The organism is Pedococcus sp. P2_F6 (assembly GCF_056403675.1).
In genome coordinates this window covers 263,466-284,765 of the sequence record NZ_JBFUEZ010000004.1, presented here as the reverse complement: position 1 = coordinate 284,765, position 21,300 = coordinate 263,466, and the positions used below count along the sequence as shown (strand labels likewise).

Annotated in this window: 19 protein-coding genes; 10 read left to right on the top strand and 9 right to left on the bottom strand. The window is 70.9% G+C overall.

Going from position 1 to position 21,300, the window contains the following annotated elements; translation table 11 throughout:
* Positions 1-32: 32 nt before the first annotated feature.
* On the top strand, positions 33-1,583 hold the full coding sequence (locus AC1DWP_RS12850) for a S10 family peptidase (RefSeq protein ID WP_477614864.1): 1,551 nt from the start codon (positions 33-35) through the stop codon (positions 1,581-1,583).
* Between the two features lie 70 nt (positions 1,584-1,653).
* Here AC1DWP_RS12850 and AC1DWP_RS12845 read toward each other — a convergent pair whose 3' ends face one another.
* Complete coding sequence (locus tag AC1DWP_RS12845; protein WP_477614863.1) at positions 1,654-3,357, bottom strand: tyrosine-protein kinase domain-containing protein; 1,704 nt, start codon at positions 3,355-3,357, stop codon at positions 1,654-1,656.
* Positions 3,358-3,446: 89 nt separating this feature from the next.
* Between AC1DWP_RS12845 and AC1DWP_RS12840 the strand changes: the two genes are divergently transcribed.
* Genes AC1DWP_RS12840 through AC1DWP_RS12830 form a run of 3 tightly spaced genes read left to right on the top strand, consistent with a single transcriptional unit; the run spans position 3,447 to position 4,934 of the window.
* Positions 3,447-4,379 (top strand): hypothetical protein, encoded by a 933-nt coding sequence (locus AC1DWP_RS12840; RefSeq protein WP_477614862.1) that lies wholly within the window; start codon positions 3,447-3,449, stop codon positions 4,377-4,379.
* Positions 4,376-4,636 (top strand): hypothetical protein, encoded by a 261-nt coding sequence (locus AC1DWP_RS12835; RefSeq protein ID WP_477614861.1) that lies wholly within the window; start codon positions 4,376-4,378, stop codon positions 4,634-4,636. Before AC1DWP_RS12840 ends, AC1DWP_RS12835 begins: the two co-directional genes overlap by 4 nt.
* Positions 4,629-4,934, top strand: a complete 306-nt coding sequence (locus AC1DWP_RS12830; RefSeq protein WP_477614860.1) for a PqqD family protein — start codon at positions 4,629-4,631, stop codon at positions 4,932-4,934. The genes AC1DWP_RS12835 and AC1DWP_RS12830 overlap by 8 nt, the downstream gene beginning before the upstream one ends.
* 2 nt (positions 4,935-4,936) lie before the next feature.
* Here the strand turns inward: AC1DWP_RS12830 and AC1DWP_RS12825 are convergent, their stop codons facing one another.
* Positions 4,937-5,383, bottom strand: a complete 447-nt coding sequence (locus tag AC1DWP_RS12825) for a hypothetical protein (RefSeq protein ID WP_477614859.1) — start codon at positions 5,381-5,383, stop codon at positions 4,937-4,939.
* A gap of 339 nt (positions 5,384-5,722) precedes the next feature.
* Between AC1DWP_RS12825 and aqpZ the strand changes: the two genes are divergently transcribed.
* The 3 genes from aqpZ to AC1DWP_RS12810 all read left to right on the top strand — a co-directional run bounded on the left by aqpZ (position 5,723) and on the right by AC1DWP_RS12810 (position 9,331).
* On the top strand, positions 5,723-6,514 hold the full coding sequence (gene aqpZ, locus AC1DWP_RS12820; RefSeq protein ID WP_477614858.1) for an aquaporin Z: 792 nt from the start codon (positions 5,723-5,725) through the stop codon (positions 6,512-6,514).
* 149 nt (positions 6,515-6,663) lie between these two features.
* Complete coding sequence (locus tag AC1DWP_RS12815) at positions 6,664-8,877, top strand: NADP-dependent isocitrate dehydrogenase (RefSeq protein WP_477614857.1); 2,214 nt, start codon at positions 6,664-6,666, stop codon at positions 8,875-8,877.
* A 43-nt stretch (positions 8,878-8,920) separates the two neighbouring features.
* Positions 8,921-9,331 carry a nitroreductase family deazaflavin-dependent oxidoreductase gene (locus tag AC1DWP_RS12810; protein WP_477614856.1) on the top strand — a complete coding sequence of 137 codons (411 nt, stop codon included), beginning with the start codon at positions 8,921-8,923 and terminating at the stop codon, positions 9,329-9,331.
* A 49-nt stretch (positions 9,332-9,380) separates the two neighbouring features.
* Here the strand turns inward: AC1DWP_RS12810 and AC1DWP_RS12805 are convergent, their stop codons facing one another.
* Both AC1DWP_RS12805 and AC1DWP_RS12800 read right to left on the bottom strand, forming a co-directional pair.
* Positions 9,381-9,785, bottom strand: a complete 405-nt coding sequence (locus AC1DWP_RS12805; RefSeq protein ID WP_477614855.1) for a DUF6855 family protein — start codon at positions 9,783-9,785, stop codon at positions 9,381-9,383.
* On the bottom strand, positions 9,782-10,834 hold the full coding sequence (locus AC1DWP_RS12800; RefSeq protein ID WP_477614854.1) for a GNAT family N-acetyltransferase: 1,053 nt from the start codon (positions 10,832-10,834) through the stop codon (positions 9,782-9,784). Before AC1DWP_RS12800 ends, AC1DWP_RS12805 begins: the two co-directional genes overlap by 4 nt.
* A gap of 89 nt (positions 10,835-10,923) precedes the next feature.
* Between AC1DWP_RS12800 and AC1DWP_RS12795 the strand changes: the two genes are divergently transcribed.
* Positions 10,924-11,916 carry a malate dehydrogenase gene (locus AC1DWP_RS12795; protein WP_477614853.1) on the top strand — a complete coding sequence of 331 codons (993 nt, stop codon included), beginning with the start codon at positions 10,924-10,926 and terminating at the stop codon, positions 11,914-11,916.
* A gap of 637 nt (positions 11,917-12,553) precedes the next feature.
* Here the strand turns inward: AC1DWP_RS12795 and AC1DWP_RS12790 are convergent.
* From AC1DWP_RS12790 to AC1DWP_RS12770, 5 genes are all read right to left on the bottom strand, one after another.
* Positions 12,554-12,823, bottom strand: coding sequence for a DUF3017 domain-containing protein (locus AC1DWP_RS12790; RefSeq protein WP_477614852.1), 270 nt, complete (start codon positions 12,821-12,823; stop codon positions 12,554-12,556).
* Positions 12,824-12,828: 5 nt separating this feature from the next.
* Positions 12,829-13,701, bottom strand: coding sequence for a bifunctional methylenetetrahydrofolate dehydrogenase/methenyltetrahydrofolate cyclohydrolase (locus AC1DWP_RS12785; protein WP_477614851.1), 873 nt, complete (start codon positions 13,699-13,701; stop codon positions 12,829-12,831).
* A 71-nt stretch (positions 13,702-13,772) separates the two neighbouring features.
* Positions 13,773-15,179 (bottom strand): YlbE family protein, encoded by a 1,407-nt coding sequence (locus AC1DWP_RS12780; protein WP_477614850.1) that lies wholly within the window; start codon positions 15,177-15,179, stop codon positions 13,773-13,775.
* Positions 15,176-16,765 carry an FdrA family protein gene (locus AC1DWP_RS12775; protein ID WP_477614849.1) on the bottom strand — a complete coding sequence of 530 codons (1,590 nt, stop codon included), beginning with the start codon at positions 16,763-16,765 and terminating at the stop codon, positions 15,176-15,178. Before AC1DWP_RS12775 ends, AC1DWP_RS12780 begins: the two co-directional genes overlap by 4 nt.
* Positions 16,762-17,724, bottom strand: a complete 963-nt coding sequence (locus AC1DWP_RS12770; protein ID WP_477614848.1) for an oxamate carbamoyltransferase subunit AllH family protein — start codon at positions 17,722-17,724, stop codon at positions 16,762-16,764. Before AC1DWP_RS12770 ends, AC1DWP_RS12775 begins: the two co-directional genes overlap by 4 nt.
* Before the next feature lie 80 nt (positions 17,725-17,804).
* Here AC1DWP_RS12770 and AC1DWP_RS12765 point away from each other — a divergent pair, with 80 nt between their 5' ends.
* Both AC1DWP_RS12765 and AC1DWP_RS12760 read left to right on the top strand, forming a co-directional pair.
* Positions 17,805-19,511 carry a PucR family transcriptional regulator gene (locus AC1DWP_RS12765; protein WP_477614847.1) on the top strand — a complete coding sequence of 569 codons (1,707 nt, stop codon included), beginning with the start codon at positions 17,805-17,807 and terminating at the stop codon, positions 19,509-19,511.
* Between the two features lie 298 nt (positions 19,512-19,809).
* Positions 19,810-21,228 (top strand): uracil-xanthine permease family protein, encoded by a 1,419-nt coding sequence (locus tag AC1DWP_RS12760; protein ID WP_477614846.1) that lies wholly within the window; start codon positions 19,810-19,812, stop codon positions 21,226-21,228.
* The last annotated feature ends 72 nt before the right edge of the window (positions 21,229-21,300 follow it).

Sequence of the window (21,300 nt, the reverse complement as noted above, 5' to 3'; positions counted from 1 at the left end):
CTCTGCCAGCGGCCCGCACTAGGGTGCGACGCATGCCCGACGAGTCCACCCAGACCTCACCCGCGCCCACGACATCCGCGGAGTCCTCCCCCCTGGCCCGGGGCGAGTCACCGACCGACAAGCCCAACGCCGAGGCACCGCCGGTGCCGCCGACGGACGACCTCGTGACGACGCGGCATACCCTCAAGATCGGGCGCAGGACGCTGCGCTACACGGCGACAGCCGGGCGCATCGTGCTGCGCGAGGAGGTCTTCGAGGACGGAGTCTTCAAGGGGCACAAGGCCAAGGCCGAGCTGAGCGTCACCTCCTACGTCCTCGACGCGCCGCGGGGCACCAAGCGCCCCGTCACCTTCGCGTTCAACGGCGGACCGGGCTCCAGCTCGGTGTGGCTGCACCTCGGCCTGCTCGGCCCGCGCCGGGTCGACTCCGGCGACGTGGGCAACCCGACGCCGCCGCCGTACGGCCTGCTGGACAACACCGAGACGCTGCTCGCGGTGTCGGACCTCGTCTTCATCGACCCCGTGTCGACCGGGTACTCGCGGGCCGTCGAGGGTGGCAAGCCCAAGGACTACCACGGCTTCAAGGCCGACATCGAGAGCGTCGGCGAGCTGATCCGGCTGTGGACGACCCGCCACAACCGCTGGCTGTCACCGAAGTTCATCGCGGGCGAGTCCTACGGCACCATCCGGGCCGCTGCCCTCGCCGAGCACCTGCAGACCCGCCACGGCCTCTACGTCAACGGCATCATGCTGATCAGCTCGGTCCTCGACCTCGCGACGGTCGACTTCGAGTTCCGCAACGACCGTGCCCACGTCGACTACCTCCCGACCTACGCCGCCACCGCCCACCACCACGGCAAGCACGGGCGGAAGTCCCTCAAGACCGTCCTCGCCGAGGCGGAGGAGTATGCCGCGCGCGACTACCCGTGGGCGTTGTCGCGGGGGTCACGCCTCACCGCAGCCGAGCGCGCCGAGCACGTGAGTCGCCTCGCCGCGTTGATCGGCCTGTCCGAGGAGTACGTCGACCGCGCCAACCTGAGGGTCGAGCACGTCCGGTTCTTCACCGAGCTGCTGCGCGACCAGGGGCTGGCGGTGGGCCGGCTGGACTCGCGGTTCACGGGGCAGCTCGTGCACGGCAACGCCGAGAAGTGGGACGCCGACCCGTCCCACGACGCGATCAGCGGTCCCTATGCCGCCGCGTGGAACCACTACGTGCGTGACGAGCTCGGCTACGAGAACGACTTGCCCTACGCGCAGATCTCGGAGCTCGCGTCGACGGAGTGGTCGTTCAAGGAGTTCGAGGGCAAGCCGATCGACGTCAGCTCGCAGCTCGCGAGGGCCATGCGGGGCAACCCCAACCTCAAGGTGCACATCGCCTACGGCTACCACGACGGCGCCACGCCCTACTACGGCGCACAGGACGTCGTGGCGCACCTGGAGATCCCGGAGTCACTGCGCGGCAACATCGAGCACTGTCACTACGAGGCCGGCCACATGATGTACGTCCACGAACCCAGCCGGCTCCAGCAGTCCCGGGACCTCGCCGCGTTCGTGGTCCGGTCCAGCGGGACAGACGTCGGCTGAGCAACCGGTCCACAGCCAGACCATCAGCAGCCCGTCCGTCGGGCGCCACGTCCGTCCGGGGTCACGGCCGTCAGCGGCCTGCCCCTGCGGCGGTCCGGGCGCGCTGCTGCGGGGCCGCCTCGCTCGGCTTGCCGTGCGGCGTGCCACGTGGGGGCTTGCTGGGTCGCGCCGCCTGGGCTGCCTTGACCGCCTCGGCCGCTGCCCGCGCCGCCTCGACCGCCGGATCTGGCGCGGCCGCGTGGGGGGTCTCGAGCGCGTGGACGGTCTGCACTCCCTGGACGCGCTCCACCGGGTCGAGCGCCTCGACCAGCCGCACGGGCCGGCCCTCGGGCTGGCGTGCGTGTTGGAGCTCCTCCCTGCGGTCCGGCGAGGCCTTGCGCAGGCCCTTGTGGGACTTCTCGGTCCCGTAGTAGCCGCCGTAGTAGCCGCTGCCCGCAGCCTTGGGCTCGATCCGGTTGAGCACCACACCCAAGGTGTGGCCCTGCACGGCGTGCAGGCTGGCGAGCGCCGCCCCCAGCTGCGTGTCGAGGGTCTTCCCGGCAGTCACGACGACGAGGGCACCGTCCGCCGCCGCCGTGAGCACGGCGCCGTCGGTGACGGGCAGGAGCGGTGGTGCGTCGATGATGACCATGTGTCCGCTGTCGGCCAGCCAGTCCAGCAGCCGGCGCATCGCCTTGGAGCCGAGCAGCTCGCTCGGGTTCGGCGGGATCCCGCCGGCTGCGAGGACGGTCAGGTTGGGCAGGGCCGCCACGCGCTGAGCCACGTCCGCGAAGTCGACCCGACCGATGAGGACGTCGGTGAGCCCGGCACCCTCGACGAGGCCGAAGGACTCGGCGACGACCGGGCGGCGCAGGTCACCGTCGATGAGCACGACCCGCCGGTCCGACATCGACAGCGCGGCAGCGAGGTTGGCCGCGATCGTCGACTTGCCGTCCCCGGGCAGCGGGCTGGTGACGACGATGACGCGGGGCGGGTTGTCGATGTCCATGAACTGCAGGTTCGTACGCAGCTTGAGGAACGCCTCCGCGGTGTGCACCGGGTCCTTCAGCTTCGGGCGACCGACCACCAGCGGGATGAGCGCGCCGCGCTTGCGGACCATGGCGGGGCTCGCCGGGATCGCGGCCGCCACGGTGACGCCGAACTCGCGCTCGATGTCCTCGGCCCGGCGGAGCTTGCGGTCGAGCTGGCTGCGGGCCACGGCATACCCGAAGCCGAGGAGGAGACCACCGACGAAACCGAGGCCCACGTTGCGGGTCGTGTTCGGCGACACGGGCGAGGAGGGCAGGGCAGCCGACTCGATCGGGACGATGCGCAGGGCCTGGGTCGAGGAGCCGGAGGGGTTCTCGACCTGGTCCACCTGCTGCTTGAGCGCTTGGACCCACGCGTCCGCCAGCTGCTGCGCCGAGCGAGGGGTCGAGGCGCGGGCGCTGATCTTGATGAGCACCGTGTCGAGGGGCTGTGACACCGACACGGCGCCGATGAGGCTGGCGGGGGCGGCGTCGAGGCCGAGGTCGCTGATCACCGTCTGTGCGGTGGCCCGGGACCTCGCCAGGTCGACGTAGGACGCTGCTCGCGACTTGGCCAGGCTGTCCCCGACGGACGCCTCACCGGCGGAGTTGGTGGTGCCGGCGCTGACGAAGCCGCTCGCGTCGGCCTGGTAGACCTTGGGCTGGACCAGGCTGACCCCGGCCGCGACCGCGACACCGAGCAGCACGAAGGCGGCAACGCCGCGCCAGTACGCCCGGAGCACCCTGAGGTAGTCGGTCAGTTCCACTGCTGCTCCTGACGTGCGTTGTCGACGCGCGTGGCTGCAGGGGTGCGGTTGCCCCGTGCAGTGGTGCGGACTGCTCTACTGTGCGGCCTGTGACCGCAGTCGAACTGGAGACCTCCAGCCGCCATGTCGTGGACGCCTTCGGTGTCCACGTCGAGGTGCGGGTGCGCGGCGACCGGGCCGCTGAGGTCGTGGACCGGCTGCCCCGGCTCTGGGAGTTCTGTGCCGCTCCGCCCGGCGCGACCGGCGAGGTCACCGCAGACGTCGTCTTCGACAGCGACCCGGACGCCTGGGCCGCTGCGGATGCCGGAGGCGCGGTCTCCCGCCGCGAGCTCGATGACCTGTTGCAGGCGCTCACCCAGCGGATCACCCTGTCTGCCATCGACGCCCGCGCCGGTGAGTGCCTCATGCTGCACGCCGCCTGCATCGCCGACCCGCTGACGGGCGCTGCCGCAGCCTTCGTGGCGGCGGGCGGCACCGGCAAGACGACCCTGGTCAGCATCCTGGGTCCGGGTCGCTGGTACGTCACCGACGAGACGACCGTGGTGCTCGACGACCGGACGGTCGTGCCCTATCCCAAACCGCTGTCGATCCGCCGCACCCCGGACAGCCTCTTCAAGAACGAGACCCCGCCCAGTGAGGTCGGCCTCGTGGCACCCGCCCGGCGCGTGCGGCTTGCCGCGCTCTGCCTGCTCGAGCGTGACCCTTCCCACGAGGGCGAGCCCATCGTCGAGACGCTGCCCACCCTCGACGCGCTGGTCGCCCTGGTGCCCCAGACGTCGCACCTGCCCGAGATGGCACGACCACTGCAGCGCCTGGCGGCGCTGTGTGAGTCGCTCGGTGGTGTGCATCGGATCACCTATCGGGAGTCGGCCGACTTGGCCGGGGTGGTGGACGGGCTGCTGGCGGACGGGCCGCTGGTGGACGGGCCGCTGGTGGACGGGCTGCTGGTGGACGGGCTGCTGGTGGACGGGCTGCCTGCGGACGAACCAGGGGTGGACGGGCCAGTGGGTGGGACGGCGTGAGAGCGCGGTACCTGCCGGCGGCGGACCGGGTGGAACGGGACGGGGAGGCCGTCGTGCTGGTCGGACGGGAGGTGGTGCGCCTGTCGGCCCTGGCCACCACGCTGCTCGACTCGTGCCCCGACTGGACCCCGGCCTCGGACCTCGTCGACGTGCTGCTGGCCACCTTCGGCCCGGCGCCCGAGGGTGTCGATGCCGTCGAGTCCACCGAGGTGGCACTGCGGACACTGGCCGCCAAGGGGTTGGTGGAACTTGACTGACGCCGTGTGGCGCCGCCAACCCGACGTTGCCGTGGTCCAGTCACCGGGCCGGGTCGTCGTGCTCGACCTGACCACTCCCCAGACCGCCCGGCCCTTCGTCATGGAGGGTTCGGCACACGCCATCTGGCAGGCCCTGGACGACCAGCCGACGACCGCCCAGGTCGTCGCCCGCGTCGCGGATGACTTCGGCATCCCTGCTGCCGAAGTCGAACCAGACGTGGTCGCGTTCCTGGCCGAGCTGGAGTCACGAGGACTGGTGTCGCGCGTGCCGCCTGACCGCACCATGACGACCGACTGAGCTCAGGCGGTGACTGTGATGATCTGGACCGAACCGCCACCAGTCCGGTAGCTGATCGTGTAGGTGGCGGTCCCCGCGTTGCCCTCGTACGTGTACGAGAAGCTCACCGGCACGCTGCTCCCGACCGGCACGATGGTCGTCGTCGGCACACCCACCGTGGTTCCGGTCGTGGCGTCGGACGTCACCGAGAGGACCTCGACGGACCCGGCAGCCGTTCCGGTGTTGGTCAGCGTCATCGTGAAGTTGACCGTCTTCGTGTCGAACTTGTGGGCCGCCACCTTGTCCGCCAGGACCGTGGCAGCCACCACGGGCGCGCCCCCCGACGCAGCCGCAGCGGGCGCGGCTGTCGCCAGGACGATCACCGGCACCGACCATGCAGCCCCGAGCGCGACCGTGCGCCGACTCACCAGCGGCGTGCCGCTGTCCCTGACGATCCCCTGCTGATCCATCGAAACCCCGCTCCCGAGCCCCGCAGACTCGTTTTGATGATGCGCTGAACGTAAAGGACAGGGTTGAGTTTCACCAGCATTTGGTAAAGAAATGAATCTTCAATGACATTGTTTGTCCGGATATGACCTCATTCATTCGACGTATCCACTGATCGTCACCTAGTCCTTTTGGCTGATGGGCGGGTCTCCTCGGCCGGACGGACGCCCGGAGGCGGGCCCGCGGTGTCGGCGGATCCGGGTGTCGCGCGTGTGCAAAACGCGACGGTGCGGCAGAGTGGTCCGGGCAAGGGGCCACGGGGGCCCACCGGTCGCACCATCCGCCGCACCAAGGGGAGCTACATGCGCACACCGGCACTGACCTCGCGCCTCGGCGCAGAGGCACTGGGCACCTTCTGGCTCGTCTTCGGCGGCTGTGGCAGCGCCATCTTCTCGGCGAAGTACCTCGCCCCCAACGTCATGTCCGGTCAGGGCGTCCAGGTCGGCATCGGGTTCCTGGGCGTTGCCCTCGCCTTCGGTCTCACCGTCCTCACGATGGCGTATGCCGTGGGGCACGTGTCGGGGGCGCACTTCAACCCCGCTGTGACGGTCGGCATCGCCGTCGCCAGGCGCTTCCCGTGGCGGGACGTTCCGGCCTACGTCGGCTCGCAGGTCGTCGGGGGACTCGTGGCCGGCCTGGCCCTGTGGGGTATCGCGCGCGGAGTCTCCGGGTTCGACGCCACGGGCAACCTCGCCGCCAACGGCTACGGCGACCACTCCCCCGGCGGGTACACCCTCGTCGCCGTGCTGTGCGCCGAGGCGATCCTGACCGCCTTCTTCCTCTACGTCATCCTCGGCGCCACCGACGACCGTGCGCCGACCGGCTTCGCCCCCATCGCCATCGGGCTGGCGCTCACCCTCATCCACCTGATCTCGATCCCGATCAGCAACACCTCGGTCAACCCTGCACGGTCCACCGCCGTCGCCTTCTTCAACGGCAACGGCGCCCCGGGCCAGCTGTGGGCCTTCTGGCTGGCGCCCGTCGTCGGTGCCGCGATCGCAGGAGCCACCTACCACCTGGTGACCGGCGTCGACCGCCGCGACGAGGACATCACCGGGGTCGTCGACCCGGACGACCTCAAGCCCACCACCTGACGGGTCCACCACCTGGCCGGTTGCGCGAGTATCTTGATATCAAGATACTGTGGTCGAGGTCGAGGGACGACAGTTCGAAGGGCCGATAGCCTGAAGGTCGTCTCCGCACCGCTTCGACATCCAGACCACCTCAGGAGAGAGTCGCCTCCATGGCCAAGATCATCTACACCCTGACCGACGAGGCGCCGATGCTGGCGACCTACTCCTTCCTCCCGGTGATCGAGGCGTTCGCAGGGACCGCCGGGGTCGACGTGGAGACGCGCGACATCTCACTGTCGGGACGCATCATCGCGGCGTTCGACGACCTGCTCCCCGAGGACCAGCGGATCGGCGACGCCCTGGCCGAGCTGGGCGAGCTGGCCACGACGCCAGAGGCGAACATCATCAAGCTGCCCAACATCTCGGCCTCGGTGCCGCAGCTCAAGGCTGCCGTCGCCGAGCTGCAGGCCAAGGGCTACGCCCTTCCGGACTACCCCGACGAACCGACCACCGACGAGCAGCGCGACGCGCGTGCCCGCTATGACAGCGTCAAGGGCAGTGCGGTGAACCCCGTTCTGCGCGAAGGGAACTCCGACCGTCGGGCTCCTTCCGCGGTGAAGAACTACGCTCGCAAGCATCCCCACTCGATGGGTGCGTGGAGCCCCGACTCGGCGACGAACGTCGCGACGATGGGCGTCGACGACTTCCGCTCCAACGAGCAGTCCGTGGTCCTCCCGACGGACGACACCCTCACCATCCAGCTCGTCACGGACAACGGCACGACGGTCCTCAAGGGAGGGCTCACGGTTCTCGAGGGCGAGGTCGTCGACTCCACCGTCATGCGCGTCGCCGCTCTCGACTCCTTCCTCACCGAGCAGATCGCCCGCGCCAAGGCCGACGACGTTCTCTTCTCGGTGCACCTGAAGGCCACGATGATGAAGGTCTCCGACCCCATCATCTTCGGCCACGTGGTGCGGGCGTTCCTGCCCGACGTCTTTGCGACCTACGGAGCGGACCTCGCTGCGGCCGGGCTGTCAGCCAACAACGGCCTCGGCTCGATCATCGACGGCCTGGGCGCCCTGGGCGACAAGGGCGCCGAGATCATGGCCGCGATCGACAAGGGCCTCGCCGACGGCCCACGACTGGCGATGGTCAACTCCGACAAGGGGATCACCAACCTGCACGTGCCCAGCGACGTCATCGTGGACGCGTCCATGCCGGCCATGATCCGCACGTCCGGCCACATGTGGGGCCCGGACGGCGCCGAGGCCGACACCCTCGCTGTCATCCCCGACAGCTCGTACGCGGGCGTCTACCAGGCCGTCATCGACGACTGCCGCGCGCACGGCGCCTACGACCCGACCACGATGGGCTCGGTGCCCAACGTGGGCCTGATGGCCCAGAAGGCCGAGGAGTACGGCAGCCACGACAAGACCTTCGAGATCGCCGAGGCCGGCACGGTCCAGGTCGTCAACGCCGCCGGCGACGTGCTGATGGAGCACGAGGTGGCACCGGGCGACATCTGGCGCGCCTGCCAGACCAAGGACGCCCCCATCCGGGACTGGGTCAAGCTCGCCGTCACCCGCGCCCGCGCCTCCAGGACGCCCGCCGTCTTCTGGCTCGACGAGACCCGCGCCCACGACCGCAACCTCATCGAGAAGGTCACCACCTACCTCGCCGACCACGACACCGACGGCCTGGACCTCCAGATCCTGAACCCGGTCGACGCCGCCACGCTGTCGGTCGAGCGGATCCGCAAGGGCGAGGACACCATCTCGGTCACCGGCAACGTGCTCCGCGACTACAACACCGACCTGTTCCCGATCCTCGAGCTCGGCACCAGCGCCAAGATGCTGTCGGTCGTGCCGCTGATGAACGGCGGTGGCCTCTTCGAGACCGGTGCAGGGGGCTCGGCCCCCAAGCACGTCCAGCAGCTGGTCCAGGAGAACTACCTGCGCTGGGACAGCCTCGGCGAGTTCCTGGCCCTCGCCGAGAGCCTGCGGCACATGGCGACGAGCACCGACAACGCTCGCGCCGAGGTGCTCGGCGAGGCCCTGGACCGGGCGACCGAGCGGCTGCTCAACGAGAACAAGGGCCCGGCCCGCAAGGTCGGTCAGATCGACAACCGTGGCAGCCACTTCTACCTCGCACTCTTCTGGGCCCACGAGCTGGCCACCCAGACCCAGGACGCAGAGCTCGCCGCGTCGTTCGCGGAGGTGGCGCAGTCCCTTGCCGCCAACGAGGCGACGATCAACGACGAGCTCCTGGGTGTGCAGGGACACCCCGCCGACATCGGGGGCTACTACCGGCCCGACGAGGCGAGGACCGTGGCAGTGATGCGCCCGTCGGCCACCTTCAACGAGGCCCTCGCCTCCCTGGCGTGACTCCGCGCGGAATCGGATGCCGCGCCGAGGGGTTGCACCGGACATGAGCGACTGGAACGAAGGCGTGATCGCGGAGTTCCGCGCCAACGAGGGGAAGGTCGGTGGGTACTTCCAGGGCGCGCCGATGATCCTGCTGCACCACATCGGTGCCAGGAGCGGCACGGTGCGGGTGACGCCGCTGGTCTACTTCCCGCAGGACGACGGCTCGATGCTCGTCGTGGCGTCCAAGGGCGGCGCGCCGACCAACCCGGACTGGTACCACAACGTCCTCGCCAACCCGCGGTTCGAGGTGGAGGTCGGCACCCGGACGTTCAGCGTCGACGCGGAGGAGCTCAGCCCGGCCGATCGCGCCGAGCAGTGGCCACGAATCGTGGCTGAACGACCCGGCTTCGGCAACTACGAGACCAAGACGAGCCGGGTCATCCCGGTGCTGCGCCTGCGCCCGGTCGCCTGACCCGCTCGCAGCCGGCGACCGGGCGACGACCGACGAAGGGTGCGCTGCCTCAGATGGCCCGCATCCGGTTGTTGCGCGGGTTGTGCTCGACCTCCGCGAGCCCGAGCTCCTCGAGCAGGGGCGGCAGGTACATGCCGACCCGGCCGCGGTAACCCTTGCGCAGGCCGTACCACCCGCCGACCGGGTTGGACTCCGAGCGGCCCCACGCCTCGACGGTGCCGTCCTTGGCAGGCTTCTGCTCGTCGGCGCTGCCCAGCGGCACCCAGTCACCCTGCTCGCGCAGCCATGCATGGAGATCCTCGACGACCCGCGCGTCGTAGAGCAGCTTGGTCGAGCCCACCTGGCAAACCAGCTGGGCCGGGTCGGCGTCGTCGTCGCGGTACATCGCGTAGTCACCGGTCCCGGGGGGCGTTTTGAGTGCCCAGGGGTCGTCCTTCGTGCCGCTTCCGCTCATCGCTGCTCCTCGGTCGTGGAGGCCTCGTCGCCCCTCAGCGTCATCTTGAACCCAACGTGTGAGGCCGTGAACCCCAACCGCTCGTAGAACCGGTGGGCGTCGGCGCGCCTCTTGTCGGTCGTGAGCTGGACGAGGGCGCAGCCGCGGCGGGCTGCCTCGGCCACCGCCCACCGGATCATCTGCTCCCCCAGCCGCTGGCCGCGGTGGCTGTCCGCGACCCGGACGGCTTCGACCTGCCCGCGCAGCGCGCCACCGCGCGACAGCCCGGGGATGAAGCTCACCTGCATCGTGCCCACCACGACGCCTCCGTCGTCCAGGACGACGAGCAGCTGCGCCGGGTCCGCGTCGATCACCGCAAACGCCCGCAGGTATGCCGCGAGGTCGCCGGGGTCCTCCCGGCCCGCGGCGAGCTGGTCGTCGGCGATCAGGGCGACGACCGCGCCCACGTCCGCGACGGTGGCCCGTCGCAGCACGACCTGGCGGCCGGCTGCCGCAAAGGTTGCGAGAGCCGGCGTTCCAGCGTCGTGGAGCGGACCACCGTCAGCGGGCGCGGCGGCATACCGGCCGGTGGGAGCATCCGAACCCTCGAACCAGGCGTGACCGCGGAACGCGAGGGCGCGCTCGAGGCGCACCCGCGAGCGCTCCATCATCTCGGGGAGGTCGTCCGGCGCGAACCAGCCGACGTCGAGCGACTCGTCGTCGTTGACCCGGGCCTGCCCGGACACGTACGTCGCGGTGAAGCAGAGGTCGAGGTACTGGGCGCGATCGCCGTTCGGGTACTCCTGCGGAGGCAGGGTCCAGACGCCGGTCAGGTCGTCGATGGTGGCCACCACCCCGGTCTCCTCCTCGATCTCGCGACGCAACCCCTCGGCGGGCTGCTCCCCCGGTTCGAGGATGCCGCTGACGAGGGCCCACTGGCCGTTGTCGACGCGGCGCGCGAGCAGGACCTCCCCCTGCGAGTTGCGCACCACCGCACTGACGCCCGTCAGGAAGAGAGGGTGCGTGCCGACCCGCTCACGCAGCGCCAGGATGAAGTCAGGAGTCGGCATGAGACGACCCTAACCACCCGGCTGCGTGCTGCGCGGCGCCTGCTAGCGTCGACGACAGTCACCCCACCAGAGACGCGAAGGGTCCCACCGTGAGCACTGCCCCCGTCAAGGTCGCCGTCACCGGCGCCGCCGGCCAGATCGGCTACAGCCTCCTCTTCCGGATCGCGAGCGGTTCGCTCTTCGGCCCGGACACCCCCGTCGAGCTGCGCCTGCTCGAGATCACCCCGGCGCTCAAGGCGCTCGAGGGTGTCGTCATGGAGCTCGACGACTGCGCCTTCCCGACGCTGGCCAAGGTCGAGATCGGCGACAACGCCGAGAAGGTCTTCGACGGCGTCAACCACGCCCTGCTGGTGGGAGCTCGTCCCCGCGGTCCGGGCATGGAGCGCGGCGACCTGCTCGAGGCGAACGGCGGCATCTTCGCCCCCCAGGGCAAGGCGCTGAACTCCGTTGCGGCAGATGACATCCGCGTGACGGTGACTGGCAACCCGGCCAACACGAACGCCCTCATCGCCATGAGCAACGCGCCCGACATCCCGCAGGAGCGGTTCTCGGCGCTGACCCGCCTGGACCACAACCGCGCGATCAGCCAGCTGGCTGCCAAGACCGGTGCGGTGGTCACCGACATCACCCACATGACGATCTGGGGCAACCACTCGGCCACGCAGTACCCCGACCTGTTCCACGCGGAGGTGGGGGGGCGCAACGCCGCCGAGCTCATCAACGACGAGGCGTGGCTGGCCGACACGTACATCCCCACGGTCGCCAAGCGCGGCGCTGCGATCATCGACGCCCGGGGCGCCTCCTCCGCCGCCTCGGCCGCGTCGGCGACGGTCGACCACGCCCGCGACTGGGCGCTCGGCACGGCAGAGGGCGACTGGGTCTCGATGTCGGTGCGCTCCGACGGCTCCTACGGCGTCCCCGAGGGCCTCATCTCCTCCTTCCCCGTCACCACGAGCAACGGCGACTGGCAGATCGTGCAGGGCCTGGAGATCAACGACTTCTCCCGCGCCCGGATCGACGCCTCCGTCAAGGAGCTCGAGGAGGAGCGCGAGGCGGTGCGCGGTCTGGGCCTGCTCGGCTGACCCGGCCACGCGCCACCTCGAAGCGGCCGTCCCTGCTGGGGGCGGCCGCTTTCACGTCGCTGCCGACCGCACTTGGTGCCGGGAGATCGTCACGCAGCCCCGATCCCACGCCAGGATGACCACCAGGTGGCAACAAGTCCCGCACGCGCCGCACTTGGTGCCGGGAGATCGGCACCGGGGCCCGATCCCCGCCCCTGATGACCACCAGGTGGCAACAAGTCCCGCGCGCCCCGCACTTGGTGCCGGGAGATCGTCACCGGGGCCCGATCCCCGCCCCTGATGACCACCAGGTGGCAACAAGTCTCGCGCGCGCCGCACTTGGTGCCGGGAGATCGTCACGCAGACCCGATCCCACGCCAGGATGACCACCAGGTGGCAACAAGTCCCGCGCGCCCCGCACTTGGTGCCGGGAGATCGTCACCGGGGCCCGATCCCCGCCCCTGATGACCACCAGGTGGCAACAAGTCCCGCGCGCCCCGCACTTGGTGCCGGGAGATCGTCACGCAGGCCAGATCCCGGCCCCTGATGACCACCAGGTGGCAACAAGTCCCGCGCGCCCCGCACTTGGTGCCGGGAGATCGTCACGCAGACCCGATCCCACGCCAGGATGACCACCAGGTGGCAACAAGTCCCGCAGTCAGCCGCGGGGACGCAGGTCGAGCACCGACGTGATGAACGCCAACGCCACCCCGAGGACCGCCATGGTTGCCACGTCGACGCCTCGCGATCGGACGGCAAGGCCACCGCTGCGCGCGGTGGGGAGCACCAGCCGCAGCAACGCGGCCAAGCCGAGGCCGCCCGCGATCACGTAGCCGGCCGGGCGAACCTCGTCGAGAAGGAACAGGACCACGCCGAGCAGGAGCACCGGGGCGGCGACCCACCACCAGCCCAGGCGCGGCGCGGTCATCCGGGTCAGGCCGAGGTCTCGACGAGCTGACGCTCGGCGGCTGCCACGATGTTGGACAGCAACATGGCGCGGGTCATCGGACCCACGCCTCCGGGGTTCGGGCTGACCCACCCGGCCACCTCGGCCACGTCGTCAGCGACATCTCCGGCGACCTTGGACCTGCCGTCCTCGGCGATGATCCGGCTGACGCCGACGTCGAGCACCGCGGCTCCGGGCTTGACCATGTCGGCCGTGATGAGCCCGGGCTGGCCGGCTGCGGCGACGACGATGTCGGCCTGGCGCACCTCGGAGGCGAGGTCGCGGGTGCCGGTGTGGCACAGGACGACCGTGGCGTTCTCGCTGCGTCGGGTGAGCATCAGCCCGAGCGGGCGACCCACGGTGATCCCGCGACCGACCAGGGCCACCCGTGCGCCGGCAATCGGCACGTCGAACCTGCGCAGCAGCTCGATGCAGCCGGCGGGGGTGCAGGGCAGCGGCGCCGGCTTGCCCAGGACGAGCCAGCCCAGGTTGGTGGGGTGCAGCCCGTCGACGTCCTTGGTCGGGTCGACCCGGGACAGCAGGGCGAACTCGTCGAGCCCGGTCGGCTGCTGCACGAGGAACCCCGTGCACTCCGGGTCGGCGTTGAGCTCGTCGATGACGGCCTCGACCTCGGCCTGCGTGGCGGTCGAGGGCAGGTCGCGACGAATGCTGGTGAGCCCGATCTCAGCGCAGTCCTGGTGCTTGGCGTTGACGTACCACCGGCTGCCTGGGTCATCGCCCACGAGCACGGTGCCGAGCCCTGGCACGACGCCGTGCTCGCGCAGCACGTCGACCCGTCCGCGGAGCTCGTCCTTGATGGTCGCCAGGACCGCTTTGCCGTCGAGGATGCGTGCCGTCACGAGCCCGTATCCTGCCACGCCGCCGCCTCACCTCCGTCGGCGACCACGAATCGCCGACGAATCACCGGGCCTCAGGACTGCGCCTGGGCCGCGAGGGCGGCGATCGCCTGGGTGAAGCACTCGGCCGGTGGCGTCACCAGCCCGGCGCCCACCTGGCCGGTCCCCGCCACGCGACCGGCCATGCCGGTGTTGATCTGGGGCAGGATCCCGGTGCGGGCCACAGCGGCGACGTCGATCCCGGTCGGCGTCCCGCGGAACTCCAGGATGGGCACCTGATATGCCGTGTGCTCGCCGACGGTGATCTCGTACATCGTGCGCGTGGCCCGCAGGGCGAGCGGCACGTCGCCGCCGACGAAACGCACGATGGCCGGGGCGGCCGCCATCGCGAAACCGCCGATGCCCGCGGTCTCGGTGATCGCCGAGTCGCCGATGTCTGGGTTGGCGTCGTCCGGTCCGTAGGAGCCCAGGAACAGGCCCTCTGGGGTGTTGGCCGGGCCCGTGAACCACTGAGCCCCGGTGCCGGCGGTCCGGATGCCGAAGTCGGTCCCGTTGCGGGCCATGGTGGTGACGACCGTGGAGCCCGGAATCCCTTCCGCCGCCAGCGTCGAGAGCTTGCAGGCCGGCATACCAAGGTTGAGGAAGAAGTGCTCGTTGGCACCCGAGAAGCGCACCGCCTCGGCGATGTCGGTCGACGACCCGTCGGCGACGATGAGCGAGGGGAGCAGCTCGCGCAGCAGCATCAGCGAGCCAGCGCGGTTGCGGTTGTGGCCCTCGTCGCCCATCTGGAGCATCTGGGCGATGATCGACTTGACGTCGATGGGTCCGGCGGCGCGGATCGCCTGCTGCAGCAACGGCCCCAGGACGGAGTTCATCCAGTGCAGCCGGTCGATGACCTCGGGGCCGAAGGCGCCGTAGCGCAACACCTTGCCCAGTCCCTCGTTGAGCGAGCACCAGGACGTGTGGTCGTGAACTTCGTCGCGCAGCTCGTAGACCCACATCGAGGGTGAGATCACGCCGGCCATCGGACCCACGGCGTCGCGGTGGTGGCACGGCTCGAGCTGGACGTCACCGCGGGCCAGGGCGGCCTCCGCCGCCTCGGCCGTGTCGGCCATCCCCTCGAAGAGCATCGCGCCGATGAGGGCGCCCTTGAGCGGGCCGGACGCGCGGTCCCACTCGATCGGAGGACCCGCGTGCAGGAACGTCCCGCGCTCGAGCCCCAGCGCCTCCTGGGCCGGACGCACGTCGACGAAGTCCGCCCCGGCGGCGGTCATCCGTTGCAGCGCAAGGGCGTTCGCAGCGGTGCGGCGCGCGTCCCCCAGGACGATGCCGAGGTGGGGTGCCGTCCCGTCGAGCGGCGGCTGCCAGTCCGTCTCGGTCACGACGACCGCCTGGTCGCGCAGGGCGTCGGCGAACATCGAGGCGCCGGCCGTGGCGAGCACCGGGTCCGCGCCGAGCAGCCCGTGCAGAGTCGCGGTCATCTGGATCCTCCGGTGGGGTCGGCGTCGGACAGGAGCGACAGGGCCGTCCTGGTGGCTTCGGCGTTGGACAGGTGGACCGATGCGCCGGCCTCGGAGAGTGCCGCAGCCGTGACGCCGACGTCCTGGGGGTCGCCGCGGGTGCCGGTGAGCGAGACCACCACCGGCAGCTCGCGCCCGCCGGCCCGCGCCGCCTCACGAGCACGACGAATCGCTCCGGCCAGCTCGGGCCCCGGGGCGGGATGGGCACCATGACCCAGGACCAGGTCGAGCAGGAGCACTCCGCAGTGGGGGTCCTCTCCCTCCGCTGCGATCCGTTCCAGCCGCAAGGTCGGGTCGATCATCGGGTGTGCCCTGCCCCGGGTCAGCCCGTCGTCGCCGAAGTCGATCACGACGTGGTCGTCGGCCCGCAGGCCCGCGTCGAGCGCCAGCTCAGGAGCGAGCGGGATGTTGGACCGTATGCCGCCGAGCTCACCGCTCGCGACCAGCATCGCCTCGTCCGCCAAGGTGCCTCCGCAGAACAAACCGCGCAGATACCTTCCACTCGGCGCTTCCCCTGCCTGCGCCCCCGCCCCATCGGTCTTCGCGGGATCCGACGTGCCGGGACCCGTCGGGTCCGGCAAGGACTCGGGGTCGAGGAGGGGCTGCCACGAGGGCCACGTCGGAACGTCCCGCCCGGACTCACGGAGGAAGGCCTCGACGGCCGCCGTCAGGTCGGGGCGACCTGCCCCGAGCGTCGCCCAGTGGACCGGCTTGCCCAGCCCCGCGGCATACCCCTCGAGGTCGGCGAGCACCTCGGCGACCGGCGGCTTGGAGACGACGATGATCGACTCGGTTGCTGCGTCCGCGGCGAGCGCCGCGAGCGCCTGCCTCGTGGAACGCCCACCCACGGCAGCCGAGAGGTCGCGCCCCCCGACCCCGAGGCAGTGGCTCACCCCCACGCCGGCGGCATCGAGCAACGCCATCACCTGCTGCGCGCCCGTGCCCGAGGCCGCCACGATGCCAACCGGTCCCCGCTCGACGACGTTGGCGAAGCCGAGCGCGACCCCGCCGACCACGGCAGTCCCGCAGTCCGGACCCATCACGAGCACGTCGCGGGCGGCCGCGGCGTCCTTGAGCCGCACCTCGTCCTCGACCGGCACGTTGTCGGAGAAGAGCATCACCGAGACGCCCCGGTCGATGGCGTCGAAGGCTTCGACGGTGGCGTACTGCCCCGGGACGGAGACCAGGGCGAGGTTGGCCCCTCCGACGGCGACGGCCCGGCCGAGCGTGCGCGGCGCGGGCGCTTCGCCGAAGCCACCGGCCCTGGAACCAGCCGACTTGAGGGCGGCCAGCGCGGTCTCGAGGGCGGCCAACCCGTTGGCGACGCCGTCCTCCCCGTCGGCTCGGATCGCGACGACGAGGTCGTTGGGCTGGGCGCTGTCCGGCACCGAGAACCCCATGCCGCCGATCACCTCGAGGTTGAGCTCGGTGGCCATGGCGACCTGGGCTGCGGCCACGCCCGGCGCCCCGGCGACCTGCCGGGAGACCTGCATCAGGCTGACTGAGTCGTAGTAGGCCCCGCCGCGCAGTTCGAGGTGGTCGGTCACTGAAGGCTCCTGTGGGTCATGGCCGGTCCAGGGGGCTGGGCGAGCGGATCGGTGTGGTCCACCCTGTCGAGGGGGAAGAGGGCCCCGAGGGCGTCGAGGGCGTCGAGGGCGTCGAGGGCGTCGAGGCAGCCCGCGAGCCCGCCCAGCAGGTCGGCCCCCGACGAGTGGCCGATGGCGAGCACCGCCCGGACGGCCAGGTCGACCTCGCCGGACGCGGCCGGGTCGGTGGGGTCGAAGCCCGCGAGAGCCTCGGTGAGGCGCACGACTGGCACCACGGCATACCCCTCGGCCGCCTCGGTGAGCAGCGCGGCCGAAAGGCTCGTGGTGGTGCTGAGCCTCGGGAGCACCGCGTGCCACAACCGGTCCACCAGTGAGTCCGAGCCGCGCGGGTGCAGGCGCAGGCCGAGAAGCACGCCGCACAGGACGTCGTCGCCGCTGGGGGTCAGGCCGGGGCCCGTGCCCACGAGCGCGTGCACCCGATCCGGGAGGGCGTCCCGGTCACCCTTCGCAAGGGTCTCGGTCAGGCTTCGCGCAGGGGTGCGCCAGCCCAGGCGAAGGGACGAGAGGCGGGCGCCGACGCGACCCTGGTGGACCGCCGCGCTGTGGACCGGGTGCGGCCTCCACCTGCGGACGGCCCGGATCGTGACGTAGGGCAGAAGCACGTCTCCGCCGCCCACGACGACGTGGTCGCCCGGCTGGACACCCCACCCGACGGTGGGCAACGGCGTGGCCACGGCCAGGGCCGTCGGCAGACGCAGGCCGCCGGGCGTGACGATGGGCAGGACTCGCGCGTGACTGCCCACCTGGAGGTACAGCGCCGTGGGGAAGGTGGCGAGGACCGTCGCCCTGCGAGCCGGCCCGTGCACCAGCGCGACCGCGCGCTCGGACACCGCGGCAGGCCACAACGGCTCGGGCCCAGTCGCGAGCTCTGACGCGAGCCCAGTCACGGACGCTGTCACGAACGACCTCCGGCGCGGACGGGTTCCTCGTTTCCTCGGACTGACGCAGCGACGCTATCGACTGCCGTTACAGTCGCCTCATGGTGAATGTTGCCAAGGATGGCAGCCTGGTTGACGCGGAGTTGCCAGCGGCCCCCCCGACCCAGGCGCCCAGCCACGACCTCGTCGGCGGGGTGAGCCTCGAGGCCGTGTTGGCCCTGCCGTCGCTCGCCGGCGCCGAGCTGCTCCAGGACCCCGAGCAGCCGCCACGCGGCGTGATGCGGGCCTCGCTGCTCGGCGCCGCGCCGGACCCGCGCCAGCACCTCGTCTGCGCGGACGCCGACACCGTCGCGGCGTGGGAGGCGGCCGGGCGCGACCCGTTCGAACAGTCCTCGGTGGACGGCGCCACGGCCATCGCCATCGCCGGCGGCACCGCCGTCCAGCTCCGCGACTGGCGCACCCGAGCTGCCGCGACGGGCCTCCCCCTGGTGCTGGCCTCCGCCACGGCCGCGCCCGAGCGGATGGTCACCGACGTCCTCGGCGCAGTGCTGGACCAGCAGTCAGGCATCCTCCAACGGGTCGAGGAGGCCCACCAGATCCTGGTCGGGGTCGTGCTGGCCGGTGGCGGGCTGGAGGACCTCTGCCAGCGCCTGGCCGGCTTTCTCGGTGGCGCCGCGATGGTGACCACGAGCGACGGTCGCGTGCTGGCCAGGGCAGGCTCGGAGGACGACCTCGCCGCGGCCCTGGCCCTCGACTGCTTCGACCGCACCGGGCGGCTGATCACCGAGCACGAACCGGTCGGCATCCGCCCCGCGCACGGCGCCAACGCCCGTCGCGCCATGGTGCGGATCGCGGCGGGCAACCTCAACCACGGGCTGCTGGCCGCGTTCGTGGGTGACCGCCCCCTCACCGCCGACGACGTCCACCTGCTGGAGCGCGCGGCGACAGTGGCGGCCCTGGCCATCACCAAGGAGCAGGCCGTCTCTGCGGTCGAGAGCAAGTACCGCGCCGAGTTCCTGCGCGACGCCCTGTCGGGACGGGCCGGCTCCCCCACCGAAGCAGTTGCCCACGCGGCCTCGCTGGGCTGGGACATCGACCGCAGGCTCGTGGTGGTCGTGGCCGAGACCGACGAGGACGACGCGCACTCGACGCGCCCCCCGGAGGAGGTCGGGGTCCTGCAGGAACGCTTCTCGCGGGCGTGGAGCCAGGCGATGGCGGTGCGCGATCCACGAGCCCCCGTCATGGGGTTCAGCCAGGAGGTCGTCGCCTTGTGCGGCGTCTCCCCGAGCGCGGACACCGACTCCATCATGCGCACGGTCTCCGAGGTCGTCCGGGTGATCAGCGGCATCGGCGGCGGCGGCCGGCGCACCTTCTCCACGGGCGTCTCGCGGCCGATCGACTCGGTCGCGGACCTGCCCCAGGCCTACGAGGAGGCGCTCAGCGCGGTGAGTGTCGGGCGCCAGCTCCACGGCGACTCGGCGGTCACCCACTTCGACGGCCTCGGAGTCTTCCGCCTCCTCGCGCTGATCCCCGACAGCGCCGACCTGCGCCGGTTCGTGGACGAGTCGCTGGGCGGCCTGGCGGCCGACGACTCCCCCGAGAACGTCGACCTGCGCCGCACGCTCTCGATCCTGATCGACACCAACATGAACGTCGCCGAGACGGCCCGCCAGCTGTTCTTCCACTACAACACGCTGCGCTACCGGATCGTGAAGCTCGAGAAGATGCTCGGCCCCTTCACCACCGACCCCCAGCTGCGGCTCAAGCTGGCCCTGGCCCTCAAGGTGCACCAGATGCGCGGCATCTGACCCCGCAGGTATGCCGCCTGGGCATGAAGGTGCCGCGCCCTCTGGCGGGAGGGACGCGGCACAGCCCATTCGACTCCTGCCGAGCCCGCAAAGCGAGCGCGCCACTCCGCATACTCTGCCGAAAGCCGCTCCGGCCCCGATAGCAACAATTGCCCAATGCAGCGGGCGGTCTGGCCGCTAGTTTTCGCCTATCCCGAACGGGACTGTGGGCCACGTCACCAAGGGTGGCCCCGCTGGTGGATAAGGAGTCCGCATGTCATTGGGCCTGGGTTGGAAACTGCACGGAGACGGTCGCACCATGGGCCCCGACGACGTCGTCGCTCCCGATGAGCGACTGTCGTGGGGCAAGACGGTCGGGCTCGGCGCCCAGCACGTCGTGGCCATGTTCGGAGCGACGTTCGTCTTTCCCCTGATCATGGGGCTCAACGCCCAGCTCGCGATCATGATGAGCGGGGTCGCGACGATCTGCTTCCTCCTGATCGTCAAGGGCAAGGTCCCCAGCTACCTCGGGACGTCGGCCTCGTTCGTCGGCGCCGTCGTCGCCATCCGGGCACAGGCGGGGGCCACCTCCGCCACCGTCACGGGTGCGATCCTCGTCGCGGGTGTCGTGCTGGCGCTCGTGGGCGTGCTCATCCACTTCCTCGGATCGAGCGTGCTGCACAAGGTGCTCCCGCCTGTCGTGACCGGTGCCGTGGTCATGCTCATCGGCTTCAACCTCGCCCCCGTGGTCGCCAACATCTACTGGCCACAGGACCAGTGGGTTGCGCTGTTGGTGATGACCTTCACCATCATCTGTGCGGTCGCCTTCAAGGGCTTCATCGGCCGGATCGCGATCTTCCTCGCGCTCATCTTCGGCTACGTCGTGTCGTGGCTGTTCGACAAGGGCTTTGGCCAGATCACGGCCTTCGACCCCGGCGCCGGCAAGATCACCACGCACTTCCGCACCAACTTCCAGGGCATCAAGGACGCCGCGTTGTTCGGGTTCCCCCCGCACACCGAGGTCGTTGCCGGCAAGGAGGTCGTGGGCTGGCACGCACCCTCGTTCTCGATGGCCGCCATCCTGTTGGTCGTTCCCGCCGTCATCGCCCTGATCGCGGAGAACACCGGCCACGTCAAGGCCGTCGCCGAGATGACGAAGACCGACCTCGACCCCTACATGGGCCGAGCCATCGCCGCTGACGGCTTCGGCACGGTGGTGGCCTCCGCGGTGGGTGGCTCGCCGACGACGACCTACGCGGAGAACATCGGGGTCATGGCGGCGACGCGCGTCTACTCGACGGCCGCCTACTACGTCGCCGCGCTCGTCGCGATCCTGTTCGGGTTCTCCCCGAAGTTCGGTGCCCTCGTGGCGTCGACCCCCGGTGGCGTCCTGGGCGGCATCACGGTCGTGCTCTACGGCATGATCGGCCTGCTCGGCGCCAAGATCTGGAAGGAGAACGGCGTCGACTTCGGCAACCCGATCAACTTGGTGCCCGTCGCCGCGGGCATCGTCATCGGCATCGGCAACGTCACGCTCAAGTTCACCGACAGCTTCTCCCTCACCGGGATCGCGCTCGGCACGATCGTGGCCGTCGTGGCCTACCACGTCGCCAAGGCGTTGGCACCCGCCGAGCTGCGTGCTCGGGCCGAGGGCACGGTGCTGACCGTCGGCGGCAAGGACACCTATGGCGACAGCGACGGGATCGACGACCTGTACCAGGGCGACACCCGACGCTGACCCCCCTGGTGTGGGCCCTCGATCCAGCATCGGGGGCCCACACCCTTTCCCCCGCCCACCGCTCCAGTGCGG